Source organism: Paenibacillus sp. AD87 (assembly GCF_001659845.1).
Lineage (GTDB): Bacteria > Bacillota > Bacilli > Paenibacillales > Paenibacillaceae > Paenibacillus > Paenibacillus marchantiae.
The window spans coordinates 309,459-327,336 of the sequence record NZ_LXQN01000022.1; the positions used below are offsets into that span (position 1 = coordinate 309,459).

Sequence of the window (17,878 nt, forward strand, 5' to 3'; positions counted from 1 at the left end):
GACATTTCTGAGATTGCTTCTAAAGTCCTGAATCGACATTTTACAGTAAAAAAAACGGGAATCAATGCACGGGGGTTTCTTACCCTAATTAATATCAAGCCTTCATTCACTCACGTATGGATGACTACTCCTTTCTTCGCAGGCATATAAAAATCCCCCTCAAGCTTCCAGTGCTTGAAGGGATTTTTATACGATCTCTTTTTTCACTATTGTCTACCATGTGGGAAGAATACCAGACTCCCATATAAGGAGCTATAATTCTTTTATTTTCGTACCACTGTGTATCCTTTATCTTTCAGCAACTTCACGATCCCATGATCGCCCAAGTAGTGCGCTGCACCAACCACGATGAAGTACTCTTCACCCTTGCCGTTTTTCAGGTAACCATCGATCTTATCAGCCATTCCCACATTACGGTCGATTAGCATTGCTTTGTTGTATTCTTCGTCATCAGAGAAGCTGTTCGTCAGCTCCAGTAGTTGCTCGTCATTCCCTGTCTTCCACATTTCGGCCATTTGATTCACGCTGTCATCCAACACATCGAAATTGTCCAAAGTCGCTTTCAATGTTTTCTCTTGCAGCTCCTTAGAGAAGTCATTGAGCATTCCCAATTGAGATTCATAGGATTCCAACTCGATCACCGGAAGTTTGCGCTCAATTGCCTTCTGTATGAAGTACAGATCAACCCCCGCAGAAGCTTCATAGCCCGCTTTCATAGACTTGAGACTGGCTAATGTGCTCTCTACTACCCAAGGCTTAAAGGTATCCAGTGCATTAGGCTCCAATCCACTTTGCTTCAAAATATTGCCCAGTTGAGTATATGTCTCGCTGGAGATGTGATCTTTCAGTGTTGTGCCATCCTGATACGAGCCCAGATCCAGAACAATCTTCTGCTGCGCTTCTTCAGCCGCTTTGCTGATATCGATCTCTACGCCTAGGTAATCCGCCTCGGCAAAGGCTTCTTCAAACTCCTTACGCAATGGATAAAAGCTTTCATCCGCAATATGCATAGAACCTACCAGGTACACGGTGTTACCGTTGCTTTCGACTTCCCACATGAAGCCACGTCCACCGGTTTGAACAGTTTCTGTTTCGCCACCTTTGGAAACCAGCAGCACTGTGCGTGTAGCAGCATCCCAACGGACCTCATAACCAGTTGCATCCCCTACAATGCGAATCGGCGCATATGTTACGCCATTAATACGCGTAAGCTTGCTCTTCAAAGTAATCGTTTTGCCGTTAACGACGGCTGTAATCGTATCATCTGTTGCTGCCGTCAGCTTTACGTCCATTGCGTCCAGCGTGGAGCGAAGCGGCACAAGTGTTGTTCCTTTATCGTTAATCGGTGCACCCACCGTGTATTCAACCGTTTCGTCATTCACCTTTACCGATGTCTCTTGCGGAGAGGCCATAGCCGGTACTGCGGATGCGAGCAAACCAACCGAAATAGTTAGAGACAAGAGCATGCGTTTCCAGTTTTTCATATTATGTATTCTCCTTTAAGCAATATAGTAATTTGAATAAAGATATTTGGATTATTATGAATTAAGCAGAGAAGGTGCTCCTCTCTATTGCATAGCACCTTCTCTGCTTTAATTACTCAAGCCAATTCTGTTCTGAATCATGAAGGTTCTATTGAACCACTAATAACGTCGTGTTCGTAAACTTGGATTAGATCTTATAAGCCTTCATCGCTTTGAACAATTCCTTGAACGTTGGGCGTTTACCATACATCAGCACACCTGTACGATAGATTTTCGCTGCGAGCCAGCCAAAGATCATAATCGATACCACGAGAATGGCCAGGGACGTCCAGATCTGCCAAGTTGGCGCAACGCCTGCCCCAATCCGTACCAGAATTGCCGTTGGCGATGTGAACGGAATGAAGCTTGCTACTTTCAATAACAGGATGTTCGGTGTAGCAATACTGAAAATTGCAATATAGAAGGAAACCAGGGACAACATCGTAATCGGCAATACGGCCTGACCCAGTTCTTCTGTCCGACTCACCATCGAACCAATGGCCGCGAACATCACCGCATACAGGAAGTAACCCAGAATGTAGAAGATGAGTCCATATACAATGACTGCGACGTTCACATCACCCAGGTTCATGTTGAAATCACTCAATACATCGCGGTTATGCGGTAACAGCATATTACCAGCAACTACTGCACCGAAGATACCGATTTGCAACAGACCTACCATGAAAATACCGATGATTTTACCAAACATCTGACTGAGCGGAGATACACTCGTAATCAAAATCTCCATAATACGCGAGCTCTTCTCGGCCGTAATCTCGGAAGCAATCATATTACCTGTCATCATCGTTGATGTGAACAACAGGATAATCAGCAGATATACCACAATGTAGTTAATGCCACTCATGGTACCTTCCGACTCCGCTGCAGCTCCGCTTTGGCCAGAATCCAGGTTTTGCTCTGTCAGTTTTACCGGGGTACTGATGAGCTGTTTTTGTTCCGCCGTGAGTGTATCCTTCACCACGACATCCAGCTTCACAATTTGCAGTGCAGCTTCAATGGGTGCTATAACCTGCGGGGAGATATCTTCACTTGAGTACAAAACAGGTTGTGGGAAATCTTGCCCCGCAACAGGTTCAAACTTCAGGTACCCATCCAAAAGCTCCGACTCCACATCGGCTTTGAGTGCCGCTTCACCTTTACTCGCGTCGTTAACAAAACGATACGTCTGGTTGCCTTGTGCGGAGGAGTATGTCTCCAGCTTCTCGGCTACCTCCGTTTGTCCTTTACTCAGCAGACCGATATTTACCGGATTCGTGCTCGAACCTCCACCGATGGGACCACCATTAAATAAGGTAATGAAATATGGAATATTGAGTCCAATCGTAATTAAAAGTGCAAGTACAATAGTCGTTACCATGAAAGACTTCGTTTTCACTTTGTTTTTGAACGTAAATCCGATAATTGTCCCCATTTTATTCATTCGACTCACCTACCTCACGAATAAAGATTTGGTTAAGCGTTGGTTCCTTGATTTCAAAATGTTCAACGGTCGTCTGAGCCATGGCTGCTCTCAGAATTTCCTGAGCTGCTTCCATCTGACCAATATGGATCAGGTATCCACGCTCATTTTGCTCTACCTTTTTCACACCCGGCAGCTGTTCCAGACCGCCCACATTACCCGTGGTGCTCAGGAACACATGCTCACGTGGATAACGGCTCTTGATCTCCTTAATCTCTCCCTGTACAACGGTGTTGGAGCGATGCAGGATTGTTATCTGACGACATAATTCTTCGACGTGCTCCATGCGGTGTGTTGAAAACAGAATGGCTGTGCCTTCGTCTCGCAACTCCTTCACCGTGGATTTCAGCAATTCCACGTTGACCGGATCAAGTCCGCTGAAGGCTTCATCCAGAATGAGAATTTGCGGTCTGTGAACCACTGCGGCAATAAAGCCCATCTTTTGCTGATTCCCTTTGGATAGTTCCTCAATCTTCTTGTCGTAATACTCCGGCACTTCGAATCGGTCCAACCAATACTTCAGGCTCTGATCCGCATCCTTTCCATTCATGCCGCGCAGACGGGCCAGATAGTTGATCTGTTCACTGACCTTTACCTTCGGGTACAAACCGCGCTCTTCCGGAAGATATCCCATAATCTGCTGCAATTCTTTGCTATAGGGTTTGCCGTTGTACTGGATACTTCCCCCGTCCGGGTGGATTAGCCCAAGCACCATACGCATCGTTGTTGTTTTACCAGCGCCGTTGGCTCCGAGCAGACCGTAAATCTCCCCTTCTTGTACATTAAGCGTCACACCATTAACTGCCGTTTTGTCTGCATATTGCTTGACTACCTGCTTCAATTCCAATCGGTTCATCATTTATCGTCTCCCTTCGGTTATTTCCACTGTACGGGTGCATACCCGGCAATCCAGAATGCCAAGACTTCATCCAATTCCAAGTTACGGATTTTCAATACCCGGTTATTTGCCAGCTCCAGCCTTTCCTGCGCTTCGCTGACCCGGGTTGTAATGACGCGAACCAGCCCTCTCTCTTCAGAAGAAGATTCCACAACCCCAGGGATGCTCTCTGGTCGTAAGTCTCCTTCATACCAGACTTCTTTCCACTGATCGAGCACCATATCTTTCTCGGCCATCCCCAGGGACTGACCACGGTGCATCAATACGATGTAATCGGCGAGCCTTTTGACTTCATCCGCAATATGTGTGGCAATCAGAATCGTAGTGTCTCCCTCAGCCATGAAGGTACGGAACTGCTCGACCATCACTTTCCAGGCAAAGGGGTCCAGTCCTGATGAAGGCTCATCCAAAAGCAATAGTCTTGGGCGAGCTGCGATTGCAGCAGCGATCTCAAATTTCCGTCGCTCTCCCTTGGACATCTTGTTCAGCTTCACATCAACAGGTACTTCCATATCGTGAATCAGTTGGTTGAACAACTTCATATCCCAACGGGGGTACCAGTAGGCTCGAAAATCAGCTGCTTCCTGTGCAGTAATCCGGTTCTCTTCGAGCCCAGCGTTGTCAGCCACAAAACCGATCTGTTGTCTCAGTTCAATGGGAAGAGGCCCCTCATGTTCCTTCCCAAACCATATAATCTGCCCGGCATCTGGCAGTACCACTTGTTGTAGCATGTTAAGAAGTGTGCTTTTACCTGAACCGTTATGACCGAGAATAGCAACTACATACCCTTCCGGGATGGTCAGATCGATTGGGCCAATAACTCTGCGTTTTCGCATTTTGGATACGCCGTTCAACTGAACTGCTATGGGCTCCATGTATGAATCACTCCCTCACTTCGAGTAAACTGCCTTGAGGACTTCCCGGAACAGACTCTCCAGTTCTTCTTCCGTACATCCTACCGATTTTCCGGACTGCACCGCTGCCTGCATCGCTTCCTGCGCGGCCTTCAATCTATAATTTTCTCTGTCGCCGTCTTCTACCTGGGCCACAAATGTACCCGTCCCCTGCTTCGTACGAAGCAGCCCTTCATTCTCCAGATCCTGATAGACCCGTCTAACCGTTATAACACTGCAATTCAGTGATCCGGCGAATTCGCGAATGGACGGCAAATGTGTTCCCTCCCCCAACTGACCCGTAACAATTAACGATCTTAACTGATTTTCAATTTGGTGGTATAAAGGTTCAGCGCTATTTTCATTAATTTGAATGGGTATTTTCACATCTTGCACCTCGCCCTCCGGTACACTCCAGTCTGTTACCTGTCCGTGCCGGTTTCATCCTGTATTCATTTTTGCGTTCATCCCTCATACCGTTAACTCAAATCCCGATTGGAAAGTTTCTTCAGCGTCAACCGACTGAAAAGCCATAATCCCGCTATGCCAGCCACCAAAGCAACCCACATAATCGGGGAAAGCAGCCCCCATGATTTACTCATATCAATTACAATCGAAAATCCGTAACTGCCCGACATTCGGATCAGCAAGGATAGGATGATCGTAAGCGGCAAAAACAGTGAACTGAGAAGCAAATATTTTTTACCACTGTGCAGAAACTCTCCGTAAATATATAAGCCTGTCATGAGAAGTCCGTAACCTGTACAAGTTATGCCAAAGGCCAGGTACTGATCCCACCGGAACCCTTCCTCGTGCAACCCGACCACATACAGTGATCCATAGAAAAAGATACCATTATACGTAAACGCCATCAGAGCCTGCTGAAGTCTCGACCACATCACTGTCTCGTGTGGAATGGGAAGTCTGCGATAGTAGGCTAACATCTGTGTATAGGAATCCTCCTGTATGTAACGGAAGGAACGCCTGCTAAACACGAATCCCTGAAATGGCACCATGATCAAAAAGAAAGTATCTACAACAGGATTAATGAATTCTGTCTTCTGTTGTCCTAATAACATCACACCACTCATGCCGCCAGTGTATATCATAAAAATTGCGGTCCACAGCCATTGGAGCTTATCCTTGTTCATCTCACTACGGGTCAACCACCACGCCTGCTTCCATGCGCTCATATCATTGCCTGCCTTTCCATCTGTCATTGGAACACATTGCTCACTGTATCTACTGTATATATCAATATACACAGTATACAGACCTCGTTCTTGTTCCGTCAACCCCTTATTTTCCTGAATCAGGAAGAACAAATGGATTGGTATTCGAGTTACGTTAAAATAAAACTTGATTCTGAATGTACAATGATTCATTGTAATTTTATTCATTCAACTTATAGAGATACTAGAGAGAGACATCGAAAGGATTGATTCACCATTGATTGGCTAATTGAGATCGGCTTTCTGCTCCTCTTCCTTATCGTGGTCATCTGGCTCATTGTTCGCGACGAACCCAAACGGCATTCTGCCAAAAAAGGCAGACATCGCGTGCGGCGTAACAACGGCTACACCGACTCTTCTCCGGCATACCCGGTCATTACCACCAATGATGACTCCTACACTCATCATTCCAAACATTCACACGATTACAAGCATCATGACAGTGATTCTTTTTCGGGATCTAATCACCATCACAGTAGCGATAGTGGAACCAGCAACGACAGTGGTGGGGACAGTGGCGGCGGTGGTGGAGATTAGGATAACTCCTCAAACCAAAAAAAGAGCTGTATCCGATATTGTGCGAACACAATTCGGAACAGCTCTTTCCTGTTTCCCGGCACCTGAATACTGAAGAGGTTTAATCCTTAAACGAGGTTGTAGCCACTTGGCAGGCTGCGATTACTGCGAATCGCACGAATTTCGTCCAAAGTAAGCCGTTGATTGGTGGAAATCAAAGATTCCACATCATTGCCACGAATCAGATCATCCAAATCTCTCAAGTTGGTGTTCCCACGAAAGACGCGGAATCCGCCTTGAAAGTTAGGTCTTGTAAACACAACCAACGTTGCATTCGAACTTGTCGAGAAGAAACGCAGGCTTTCTACCCCACCCAGGATGTTGTCCAGATTACGGAGACCCGTGTTACCACGGTATACCCTGCTTCTTCCACGATAATCCTCTTCTGAATACACCGTGAGACGTGGATACGTTTGACTTACATGGACTGTTTTTTTCATTTGTTTTCCCCCTCTCGAACTCATTCTATGAATGAATGCGAGAGGAAGCTTGGACCAATCCACGGGTGGATACATCCATTTTCATATTTTCAAAGAATTCAATTCATTGCATTAAACACCCAAAATGACTTCCCATACCGGACGAGTGTGTCCACCAGGATACAGCAGGTACAACAAAACGTATACAATAACGCCTGTGATAGCACTGCTAAACCAGATCATGGATGTAAATCTCCCCCAACGGCGATGTGTCTTGAATTTCTTTTTGAACCCAAGCACCAAAGTGGAAATCCCGAAGACCGCTGCCACCGTGGCAAGGATAATATGAAAGATCAGAAATATTCGATAGAAGATCTCCATTTCCGGGTCCCCACCCCAAGCCGTATTCCCGACAAAGATGGTACGAGACATATAAATGACAAAGAACAGAAGGGCAGCAATGGCCCCTGCAATCATCGCGGTTTGGTGCGCCTCCCGTTTGCCACGGATAATTAGCACCCAGCCAATTCCAACCAGCACTGCGCTAATCACAATGAAAGAAGTACTGATCGTGGGTAGCAGAAAATACATATCCATCGTGTGTTCCCCCCTCTTGTCCAAACAAAACTTGTGTTATTTCGCTGCAGGATTGAGCGGTCCTCCCGTATTCTCTACAGGGTACGGATCATCATCATCTTCCCGTTTTTCCTTGCGGTACCATTGGAAAAAGACATACGCCAGCATGGAGACGAAGATGCCTTCCTGTATGAATTTCATCAAAATACCACCCACCTGCTGATCCTCCTTGGCAGAGGACAGAAAGTTGAAGAACGCCGGTCCACCGAACGATCGCAGCAATGCTGTGGAATCCCCGGATACACAATACCGCATCGCCTCAGCCCATACGGCAGGATTGCTGTAGGTCGCATACAAGGGTTCTGAAGCAAAAATAATCAGTCCACAAGCTGGTGTCAGAAGCACCATGTTCAGAAAAATAAAACCAATCTTGGACAGCCCCGACGCTTGTCTGCCTTCCGGCAACGGATTGAGCAGCGTCCACCACATCAGCATGGAAGTAATGAAAAGTACAATGTAATACAAACGGTGAACCGTAAAATTTAACATCACGTAATCATGTACCACGGGTAGATGATATAACGAGAACAACCCGTTAAACAGCACAGCCGCCACGATCGGATGAGCCAAAAAAGATAACTGCCGTGTCGGCAGCCACCGGATGATTCCGCGCCATACCCAGAGGGGTAATCCCTTCATCAATAGCGGTGGCGCTACCAGATAGGACAGAGCCATACTCACCATATGGAAGCTGAACATCACATGACCCAGCAGATTGAATGGCCCTGCTTGTGCAAGATACAACACGGTAAGCCCAGTAATAAACATCATTTTCTGTGCAGCCGTGGCCTGATCTGCCCCCTTGATCCGCTCACTGAATGGACCAACGAGCACTAGATAAGCTGCAGCAATGAGCAAAAACAATGCCATAATAAGTGGACTCCATAAATCGTTAAAACTAAAATATTGCAACCCGAGCATACGGGAAACCTCCCCGTGACCTGATTTATTTGTTGCCTGAATCCATTGACTGATTGATTCGCCTAAAAGGGGAAAAGACGGCGACACTGCGCCGCCGCCATCTCTTTTACCACCAAACCCAATAGAGTGCCATAATGATGCACGTAAAAGCTACGAAAAATCCGAAGCTCATGAACAGGATCGGCATTAAATGCCCTTTATCCTTCAAGTGCATCCAGTAACCGAGCTGTACAAACACCTGAAGGATCGCCATAACCACCAATATAATAATGGTAAAGGTCGTATTGACTCCTCCCGCGGCAGCAGCCGCGAACGCAATTAGCGTCAGGACAATCGAGAAAATAAAAACAACAACGTGTTTCTGTGGACCTTCCGCCCGGTGACGATGCTTCACAGGCTGCTGATCACTCTTATCCTGTACCGACATGTGTTACCCCACCTTTCCGAGCAGGTACACGACCGTAAAGATAAACACCCAAACCACGTCAATAAAGTGCCAGTACATTGCGGAGACGTATACTTTAGGTGCAGTTACGACCGTTAATCCTTTTCTGAACAGTTGCCCGATAATGAGCCCGATCCACATAATACCGAATGCAACGTGAGCTCCGTGGAACCCAACCAGCGTGTAGAACGCTGAACTGAATGCACTTGTAGTCATGCCGAACTCTTTATGTTTCACATATTCATAGAACTCGTAGATTTCCAGACCGAGGAATCCAAGACCCAGTACAACGGTAATGCCAAGCCAGAGAGCAAGAGCATTGCGCTTCCCCTTATGCATAGCCTGGATGGCAAATACACTTGTCAAACTGCTGACTAAGAGAATAAAGGTTGCTGCAGCCACGAGTGGCAGATGAAACAATTCATTCGCCGTCGGTCCGTCATTCGTTTGGCCACGGAGGGCCAAAAAGGTTGCGAAGAGGGTTCCGAACAATACGGTCTCGCCGCCAAGGAACAACCAGAAGCCGACAAGCTTGTTGCGTCCTTCCAGCGTTGCTTTCTCCGGCTCATGCGGCAATTTGCCGTTTACCGGATCGGCATGTGGAGTTGTCATGTTCTAACCCCCTTCTCATCCTGATCCTCCGGTTCAATATGCCAGCCATGATCATCGTAGAGTGACCGCAGCGCCATCGCACCAAATGTAATCAGAAGGCCAATAATGACTACAATATAATTGTTAAACAATCCGTTCATAAACGCATTGCCAAAATCATCTTTGCTGAACATGAGACCAAGTCCCGCAATGAATATACCGACGGACATAACAAACGGCAGTGGAGTGGCTGACGGCATATGAATCGAACCAACAGGTTCGGCCGGTGTCATCTCCGTATGTCCTGCCATCTTCTCCTTCCAATACGCATCGATTCCACGTACCATAGGAGTCTGCTTAAAATTGTATTCTGGTGGGGGAGATGGGATTGACCATTCCAACGTACGACCATCTTCCCACGGATCATTCGGCGCATCAACTGGTTTTCTCGTTGTAATCACGATGTTCACGAGGAACATGATAACCCCAACACCCATCAGGAATGCACCAACCGAGCTGACCAGGTTAAGCAGGTCGAAATCCTGATTCGGCAAATATGTAACGATCCGGCGCTGCATCCCCATCAAACCAAGGAAATGCTGTACAAAGAACGTTAGTTGGAAACCGATCATAAACGTCCAGAACGTCCACTTCCCGAGCGTTTCGCTCAGGACACGACCGAACATCTTCGGCCACCAGTAATGTAGTCCCGAGAACAAACCTAGCACCAATCCACCAACGATAACGTAATGGAAGTGAGCCACAACAAAGTACGTATCATGGAACTGGAAATCCGCAGGCGCTGAGGCCAGCATGACACCAGTAACCCCGCCCATAACGAAGGTTGGAACGAATCCAACAGCAAACAGGTTTGCTGCCGTAAAACGAATCTGTCCGCCCCACATCGTAAAGAGCCAGTTAAATATTTTGATCCCTGTTGGTACAGCAATCAGCATGGTTGAGATCGAGAACAATGCATTGGCGACTGTTCCCAGACCTGTCGTAAACATGTGATGCGCCCATACCATGAATCCTAAGAAGGCGATCAGGATGGTTGCAAACACCATGGAGCTGTAACCGAACAATCTTTTACGTGCAAAGGTTGGAATAACCTCCGAGATAATACCAAATGCCGGCAAGATGAGAATGTATACTTCCGGGTGCCCGAAGATCCAGAAGATATGCTGCCAGAGTACCGGGTTACCGCCACCTGCAACATCGAAGAAATTGGCTCCCAGTATACGGTCAAACGTTAACAATACAAGTCCTACCGTAATGGCAGGGAATGCAAAAAGGATAATGGCTGATGTAATAAATGTGGTCCAGGTAAACATCGGCATCCGCATATAGGACATTCCCGGCGCACGCATCGTAATGATGGTCGCGAGAAAGTTAATGCCCCCGATGAGTGTCCCTAGACCGGCGATCTGGAGACCTATCGTGTAGAAATCCACACCGTGCGTCCCACTGTACTCGCTGCCAGAGAGTGGCGTATACGAAGTCCAGCCGGCATCCGGTGCCCCTCCCATCAACCAGCTCAGGTTCAAGAGCAGTCCGCCAAACAGGAACGTCCAGAAACCAAGCGCGTTAACAAAAGGGAAAGCAACGTCCCGTGCCCCAATTTGCAAAGGTACAACAGCATTCATAAGTGCAAAAATAATAGGCATAACACCAAGGAAAATCATCGTTGTTCCGTGCATCGTAATCAATTCGTTGAAGACCTGTGCCGACACAAAATCATTCATCGGTTTCATTAACTGAATCCGAATCAAAATGGCTTCAATACCGCCGATTCCGAAGAAAAATCCACCCGCAATCAAATAGAGAACGGCGATTTTTTTGTGATCGACGGTGGTGATCCAATCCATCAAGCCCCTATACCGCTTGACGCTATGAGCATGAGCCAAGGTTGTGTACCCCCTTCTTCGTCCTTGCTGTTCTATTCATAGTCCAATTTGTAGTTGGCCAGATATTCGGCAATTCCGTCGATTTCTTCATCTGTGAGTCCAAGGTCTTTCGGATTAGGCATTGTATTGCCCGGCTTCACGGATTGTGGATCATGGAGCCATTCTTTCATGTTGTCCAGCACCGGATTACCGTCTTCCTGGCCTTCGCCCTGATTCAGCAGAATACCTGCCACGGATTGCTTGCCGCCGATACCTGTAAGGTTAGGCGCAACGGGCCCGCCCTGATCCCCAACTGCATGGCAAGAAAGGCAGTTCGTTTTGAACTTCTCAGCCAATTGGGTATCTTCCGGAAGTACCGCCGGGGCTTTCATTTCGTTAACCCATTTGTCAAAGGATTCCTGACTGACCGCTTTTACCTTGAATTCCATGAAGGCATGCGACCTGCCGCATAATTCAGCACATTTGCCTCGGTAAACGCCTTCATTTGGCGCCGAGAAGCTGAACTTGTTAAGCGTTCCATCCGGGTTTGTGTCCATTTTACCCGCAAGTGACGGCACCCAGAAGGAGTGAAGCACGTCAGCGGTTTTCAATTCGAATGCGATTTTCTTTCCGGTCGGGATGATGAGATCTTGAGCGGTGGTTACGTCATATTGAGGATAAGTGAATTCCCACCAGTACTGATGCGAGGTGACTTTGACCTGAATTGCATTTTTGTCGTTGGACAGATCTTCGCCTTGGGCAAAAATCGTTTTTACCGTCGGTACTGCCAGAACAATTACGAGCAGCAACGGAATGGCTGTCCATATTACTTCCAGCTTGAAATTACCTTCAACCTGTTCGGGCATTTCATTCTGCCCGGCTCGTCTGCGAAACCGGATCAACACATACGCAGCAATAGCAAATACAATGATGAGCACCACGATCATAATCGCAATGGACAGCTTCATCAGATCATATTGGCCTTGCGCCACAGGACCCTGAGGTTTCATTACCGACAAGTCTTCCCGCCCGCATGCGGATAGCAGCAAAGAGAACACCGCCAGCAAGGGGAGAATTCGCTTTGCAACCTGCCACTGTTTCATCATTGATCTACCCCACTTTTTTAACATTTTCGTAGATTGCCGTTGTCGCCCAAAATAAACTTAATTCAGTTCATTTCAGCACGATACACGTAATCCTGTCCGACATACAGAACGCTTACAAAAATAACGCTTCCACCACTCCCGTCATTTCCTGCTAAGGGCATGTCTGCGCATTCTTCCAATTCATTCTATATGGTTCAATCACTTATTAAATATAAGTTGAGGGTATGATTTTGTCAATCTTTGGACACATGTTCACAAATTGTTCACTATATGTAAAAAACCGCACCACAACTTGATTTGTAACCGATTTCAGTTAAAAATATTACTCTCTACTTTTGAAAATTTTTGCCAAATTTCGGTGATGAAATTGATTTTTTTGCCGATTTTTCTCACATTGAAAACATGCAGTATTATGCAAAACAGAAAAGCCTGCATCAGCTTGTTTCTCTTACAACTACTGGAAGCCGCAGTAAAGCTCCATACCGCTCCCTTATAGAACCAAACGGCATGGAGCCTGAACCTATTGTATATCTCTTACACCGTATGCGGCACCCTTACCAGCTTGCCATAGATACAGCGTCTAAGTCCCGTCAGTTAGTATAAGAGGACCCTCACTTGTTATGGCTACCGTATGCTCATACTGGACGCCCCAGCTTCCATCCACTGTTCTCACCGTCCAGCCATCCTCATCCCATACAACTGCTCCAGAGCTGCCTTTCGTAAATATAGGCTCAATCGTAATGACCATGCCCTCTGTCAGCATCATGCCCGTCCTGCGTTTCCCGTAAGGGAGGACATTCGGGGGTTCATGGATGTATTGACCGATCCCATGACCAATAAGAGGCTTCACAATCCCGTAACGATACAGCCTCGCTGTCCGTTCAATCGCGTTACCGATATCCCCCAGCGTATTTCCTGGCACTGCCTTTGTTATCGCCTTATGAAGCGCCCTTTCCGTTCGATTCATTAGTTTGCGTATGGACCTGCGTTGTTCACCGATCCCATACGTCCATGCAGAATCGGCAAGCCAGCCGTCTTTGTTCACCACCATATCAATGGTCACCACATCCCCTTCGGCCAATTTCCGGTCATTAGGGAAGCCGTGGCAAACCACTTCATTAACTGAAGCGCATGTAGCGTAAGGATAGCCTTTGTACCCCTTTTGCTCAGGTGTAGCTCCTCTTTCAGCCAAAAAAGCCTCCACCCGTTCGTTAATATCTCCTGTCGTTACACCGGGGGCCAGCCACTTTTCAATATGCTCGTGACAGCTTCGCAGGATTCGTCCTGCTTCCCGCATGTAGCCAATCTCTTCTTTCGTTTTCAAAATAGGGTCCACATGCATTCATCCTTCCTGCCATATGTGTACTTCCATGTATATGCAGCAGGAACCAAACAAAGCCCCCAAAAGTGGAGCGAAGCTATACAGCTTATTCTGTTTACCATTAGATGAAAGGTTTACCGGTTGGAAATATGTACATATCATTTTTCAATCAAAAAAAACCGTCTGCCGGAGCTTAACGCCCGGGAGACGGTTCTATTCATATCGGAACAGTATAATCAGAGTTGTGTGTGTTTCAGGACACGGAAGAATCCATCTTGACAAGCTCATGCTCAACCACAGAAGTCAATTCTTCCTCGTATCCACCCGTAATCCGGTATTTTCTCACGTACTCCTTCACGAATTTTTTTGGATCTTTAGGACGGAAAATCCGAGTCATTTCCCTCAAACTTTCTTTGACCTCATTGTGACCTTTCGTTGCCATTGTAATTCCCTCCCAAAACGTTGAAAGTGAATGCTCCGTTTAGAGAATGCCGAATAAGTCTTAAATGCCATCCATGAAGTTGTGTGCGCGGCTCAAAGCAAGCTTTAGGTCGGGAACCCTTGCTTAAGCAAGTACCTGACACTATAAATACCCGATATGATTCGGTGTGAATCATAATCTTATTGTAGCATATTCGGAAGTATCTGACGACTTGACGATTTTACCTAATATTTATAACGGTTTTTATGCCCAAAAAGTTTAATTCCGAATCATATGTTATAAATACGATACTTCTATACGGAATTAATATATCCAGCATAACACTGAACTATTCGGGGGATATTATCACGGACAACCCATACAGTTAAAATACTGGGATCTAAGGAGGCGTTGTTTTATGGATCAGAAAGATAAAGAAATGCTGCCCCTTTCGCATGAAAAGGTGGAAGTGGACGGAATATATACCAACGAAGCCGGACAAGAAGAACATCTGCATCGCGGACAACAATTCCCGGCCGATCCCGTTCTCGGCAAGACGGAATGGGAACTGACAGAATTCACTTTTGACAACCATCACGAAGGTCGTACCGACGAGCGTTTGGTTCCTAAAGAGAATGATACCGATAAGATTGGCAAGACCACACATCCACGCAGACATTTCCAGCGGGGTGACCGTTAAGTTATAAACGCAATAAATCACTTTAAAACTAGGGCGCATCATACCAATCATTGGTTGGTGCTGCCCTGTTTTCTATACTATATGCAATTGAGAATACAGAGGGTTAACTTGCATCCCTTAGATCGTTAAGAAGAATTTTCTGGGAACGCTGCTCCAGCTGTCGAAACTCCTCATTGATTCTTCGTTCTTTAGCAGCATCCGGCCGATACGCAGGAATCATCGCCCAGTGCTCACGTATCAATTCGATGCGATTCTTCATTGGAGGATGGTAGCTACGGCTTTGAGTATCATTCATTTCCTGTATCCGCTGAATACGAAGAATTTCCTGAGTTGGAACGGCAGAAATCCGTTTTCTAAACTCCTCATACAGCTCTTTGTTATATTGATATTCCGCAACCTGTTCAGCCGTTTGTGCAAAAAGACCTTCCATCTCGGCCTTCAATAATAGAGATAACACTGCCTCACTGCCAGCTGTCTCCGATGCTTCATTATCTGCGATGTAGAATACTCGCTGCATCTCATTCCGCATGCTTTTGATTAACAATACATAGATACCGCCTATAACAGCAAATAACAATAAACGTAGTATTATAAGTGGAAACACCACCCAATATAACAGGCCGCTATCTTGTGGATCAACGGTGTCAATCCAAGAATTCAGTACATGCATGGCTCTCTCGACCAATGAGCTGTTGGAAATGTTCGGATGTGCAAATTGACTCATATGGTGACTGATGGCGGCTATCTTCTCCTGTAACGTTAGGGCTGCAAAAAAGGGAATGCCCAGGACAAGTGCTCTCTTTTTTCTTTTGAGATGCAGGTTGTATGCGTTATATTCTTCACTAATGATGACCATATCCACAGGTGGAACATTCAATCGCTCCCCAATCTCGTCAATCATTCCATACAGTTCTGGATAATCGTCTCTAGAGATCACCCTGCCTGGAAGCCGCTTCCGGTATGGCAATATAATTGTGATCCAGAGGAAAAGCAACGAAATACCAAATATACCCAGCCATGTTGAATTGGTTGAAAAGAAAAAGATTGCTACGCCTAAAATGGATAACGTTGACAGATGCACGATTAGAGCAACCAAATAGGTGTAAAACCTCTGTTTAGTGAAGGGAAGTTCCCGATTGATGTTATACTTAAACTCCTCTAACAATCGGTCTGATGATCGTTCATTACCATTCCCGTCCGTTCCGTTTACCCCCTTATCAGTTCCTTGTCCTCTTTCATCCTCATAAACATTCCAATTACACTTCTCACACCAGGTGCTGTACCCCGGATTCACATGTAATGTTAAATTCCGAATGAAGCTTGCTATCCCCCTCCCTTTTATCTAAATATAATTCGGAATTTTATGGAATATTTTGAATATGTAGAAAGTCTCAAATTGAATGTGTATATACGCATTTCTATTTTCAAATATGTGCTTATCACTAAAGTTTTCAACAAAAAAAAACAGATCAATCCCTTTGACCAAGATCGGCCTGTTTTTAATAGCTACTTATTCAAAATCTTCAAGTATTTCAATTATCTACAGACAACTATTTTTCCGGTCCCACTGATATACTGCCTCAACACCATTGGACATCAGCTTGCTGATCAGCGCAGCTCGGCCTTTCTCAAAAAAGTGTATAATCTCCTCCCGGTACAAGGGAAGCAATGTATGGAAATAGATCGGCCATTCGCCCTCCATCTCCTTCCCCTCATCCCGGTACGGCATATTCAACGCTTCTGCGCATTGTGGAAGCGGTGGGACAATCATGACTCCACAGTAGGAGGTACTATCGTCGTACGGCAGGATTTGTGTATGCGCAGGTACTCCTGTCTCACTAAACATCTCACGATATGTGTCCGCCAAATCCTCCTCACTTTGGTTAGGGAAGACGAGCCACTGTCCTGTAAAATATCCACGCTGCATGATTTCTTTTACAAAATGTCGCATCATAGATACGACCCAGCCAAGCGGACGATTCTCCCCGTTTTCTTTCGTCAACTGCGCATCCGCTGGTAGATGCATAACAATTTCTGCATATCCGGTGTCCAGCGAAGCTGGTGTCACACCCCGGAAGTAACTGTTTCCAAAAGAAACGAGCGTTTGATACGGTACGGCAGGAGTCGGTTCGGTTATGTAGATTTCAGGATCGCCTGCATCGTTTGACTCCGCGGGAATCATATTATGAATAGGTCCATAGAATGTGCTGATATGTGCTTCCGCATCCTGACGATCCGTTACTCGAATCCGTGGATTACGTTCCACGTATGCTTCGGGTTCGCTTGACCAAGCTAGGTCAAAATCAAATCCCTCTAGACCTGCTTCTTCTACACGTTGTTTGAACTCATCCGAGACATAGGTTGCACTTGATATGATTGGATGTTCAGTGATTTCATAGTTATAGAAGATCGTTTTGAAAATATGCTGTCCACTGACCCTTTCTTCAATAAATTCTAATTTTTCGAATCCTCCATATTTATTAGCAATAGACTTATCCAAATTAATACAATCCAAAATGTTAAGTACATTCATTACGTAATGTGTTTCATTTTTATAAATAACAGGTAAAAGTTCCACATTATTCTCCAGAAATTCTCTCAACTCAATAACTGCATGCTGGTTTAAAATCATATCTGATAGATGACTAGATATACTGTAAATCTGAGTAGAGTCACCTTCGTACTTCAATCTCATCTGTATAACTTTCCATTCATTAATCAACGAAATACCTCTATTGAGTTCTTCGAGCATTCCTCCATCCTTTACAACATCAAGAATTTGCCCATCTATAACTTCAGACATTCTCCAAATTTTCAAAAACACTTC

General features: G+C 45.8%; 19 protein-coding genes. 1 reads left to right on the forward strand and 18 read right to left on the reverse strand.

What is annotated here, in order from left to right; all coding sequences use genetic code 11:
- Window positions 1-263: 263 nt before the first annotated feature.
- The 16 genes from gpAD87_RS29565 to gpAD87_RS29640 all read right to left on the reverse strand — a co-directional run bounded on the left by gpAD87_RS29565 (window position 264) and on the right by gpAD87_RS29640 (window position 14,372).
- Window positions 264-1,484 carry a TraB/GumN family protein gene (locus tag gpAD87_RS29565; RefSeq protein WP_064642477.1) on the reverse strand — a complete coding sequence of 407 codons (1,221 nt, stop codon included), beginning with the start codon at window positions 1,482-1,484 and terminating at the stop codon, window positions 264-266.
- 187 nt (window positions 1,485-1,671) lie between these two features.
- A complete protein-coding gene (locus gpAD87_RS29570; protein WP_064642479.1) occupies window positions 1,672-2,967 on the reverse strand; it encodes an ABC transporter permease in 1,296 nt (431 codons plus the stop codon).
- Complete coding sequence (locus tag gpAD87_RS29575) at window positions 2,960-3,862, reverse strand: ABC transporter ATP-binding protein (protein WP_064642929.1); 903 nt, start codon at window positions 3,860-3,862, stop codon at window positions 2,960-2,962. The genes gpAD87_RS29570 and gpAD87_RS29575 overlap by 8 nt, the downstream gene beginning before the upstream one ends.
- 20 nt (window positions 3,863-3,882) lie before the next feature.
- A complete protein-coding gene (locus tag gpAD87_RS29580) occupies window positions 3,883-4,779 on the reverse strand; it encodes an ATP-binding cassette domain-containing protein (protein ID WP_063567903.1) in 897 nt (298 codons plus the stop codon).
- A gap of 15 nt (window positions 4,780-4,794) precedes the next feature.
- The gene (locus gpAD87_RS29585) at window positions 4,795-5,184 is read right to left on the reverse strand and encodes a GntR family transcriptional regulator (protein ID WP_064642930.1); all 390 of its coding nucleotides are present in this window, start codon (window positions 5,182-5,184) and stop codon (window positions 4,795-4,797) included.
- A gap of 92 nt (window positions 5,185-5,276) precedes the next feature.
- Window positions 5,277-6,092 carry a hypothetical protein gene (locus gpAD87_RS29590; protein ID WP_082935398.1) on the reverse strand — a complete coding sequence of 272 codons (816 nt, stop codon included), beginning with the start codon at window positions 6,090-6,092 and terminating at the stop codon, window positions 5,277-5,279.
- Window positions 6,093-6,254: 162 nt separating this feature from the next.
- Window positions 6,255-6,446: a hypothetical protein gene (locus tag gpAD87_RS32740; protein WP_231952942.1), complete on the reverse strand. Its 192-nt coding sequence runs from the start codon at window positions 6,444-6,446 to the stop codon at window positions 6,255-6,257.
- Between the two features lie 227 nt (window positions 6,447-6,673).
- Window positions 6,674-7,045, reverse strand: coding sequence for a hypothetical protein (locus gpAD87_RS29600; RefSeq protein ID WP_063567901.1), 372 nt, complete (start codon window positions 7,043-7,045; stop codon window positions 6,674-6,676).
- Between the two features lie 111 nt (window positions 7,046-7,156).
- On the reverse strand, window positions 7,157-7,621 hold the full coding sequence (locus gpAD87_RS29605; RefSeq protein ID WP_024632131.1) for a DUF420 domain-containing protein: 465 nt from the start codon (window positions 7,619-7,621) through the stop codon (window positions 7,157-7,159).
- A gap of 36 nt (window positions 7,622-7,657) precedes the next feature.
- Window positions 7,658-8,581, reverse strand: a complete 924-nt coding sequence (ctaG, locus tag gpAD87_RS29610; protein WP_064642484.1) for a cytochrome c oxidase assembly factor CtaG — start codon at window positions 8,579-8,581, stop codon at window positions 7,658-7,660.
- 106 nt (window positions 8,582-8,687) lie between these two features.
- Window positions 8,688-9,008 carry a cytochrome C oxidase subunit IV family protein gene (locus gpAD87_RS29615; RefSeq protein WP_063567899.1) on the reverse strand — a complete coding sequence of 107 codons (321 nt, stop codon included), beginning with the start codon at window positions 9,006-9,008 and terminating at the stop codon, window positions 8,688-8,690.
- 3 nt (window positions 9,009-9,011) lie between these two features.
- Window positions 9,012-9,638 (reverse strand): cytochrome (ubi)quinol oxidase subunit III, encoded by a 627-nt coding sequence (locus gpAD87_RS29620; protein WP_064642486.1) that lies wholly within the window; start codon window positions 9,636-9,638, stop codon window positions 9,012-9,014.
- Entirely contained in the window at window positions 9,635-11,485 is a 1,851-nt protein-coding gene (gene ctaD / locus gpAD87_RS29625; protein WP_442950751.1) for a cytochrome c oxidase subunit I, read from the reverse strand. Before ctaD ends, gpAD87_RS29620 begins: the two co-directional genes overlap by 4 nt.
- Before the next feature lie 71 nt (window positions 11,486-11,556).
- Window positions 11,557-12,609 (reverse strand): cytochrome c oxidase subunit II, encoded by a 1,053-nt coding sequence (gene coxB, locus gpAD87_RS29630; RefSeq protein WP_063567896.1) that lies wholly within the window; start codon window positions 12,607-12,609, stop codon window positions 11,557-11,559.
- A 580-nt stretch (window positions 12,610-13,189) separates the two neighbouring features.
- The gene (gene map / locus gpAD87_RS29635; protein ID WP_064642490.1) at window positions 13,190-13,951 is read right to left on the reverse strand and encodes a type I methionyl aminopeptidase; all 762 of its coding nucleotides are present in this window, start codon (window positions 13,949-13,951) and stop codon (window positions 13,190-13,192) included.
- Between the two features lie 232 nt (window positions 13,952-14,183).
- Window positions 14,184-14,372: a hypothetical protein gene (locus gpAD87_RS29640; protein WP_017690840.1), complete on the reverse strand. Its 189-nt coding sequence runs from the start codon at window positions 14,370-14,372 to the stop codon at window positions 14,184-14,186.
- Window positions 14,373-14,769: 397 nt separating this feature from the next.
- Here gpAD87_RS29640 and gpAD87_RS29645 point away from each other — a divergent pair, with 397 nt between their 5' ends.
- Window positions 14,770-15,051 (forward strand): hypothetical protein, encoded by a 282-nt coding sequence (locus gpAD87_RS29645; protein ID WP_064642492.1) that lies wholly within the window; start codon window positions 14,770-14,772, stop codon window positions 15,049-15,051.
- A 103-nt stretch (window positions 15,052-15,154) separates the two neighbouring features.
- On the opposite strand, the gene gpAD87_RS29650 is transcribed toward gpAD87_RS29645, so the two are convergent.
- Both gpAD87_RS29650 and gpAD87_RS31660 read right to left on the reverse strand, forming a co-directional pair.
- Window positions 15,155-16,216: a M48 family metallopeptidase gene (locus gpAD87_RS29650; protein WP_231952944.1), complete on the reverse strand. Its 1,062-nt coding sequence runs from the start codon at window positions 16,214-16,216 to the stop codon at window positions 15,155-15,157.
- Window positions 16,217-16,591: 375 nt separating this feature from the next.
- The gene (locus tag gpAD87_RS31660; protein ID WP_231952946.1) at window positions 16,592-17,854 is read right to left on the reverse strand and encodes a suppressor of fused domain protein; all 1,263 of its coding nucleotides are present in this window, start codon (window positions 17,852-17,854) and stop codon (window positions 16,592-16,594) included.
- Window positions 17,855-17,878: the final 24 nt, after the last annotated feature.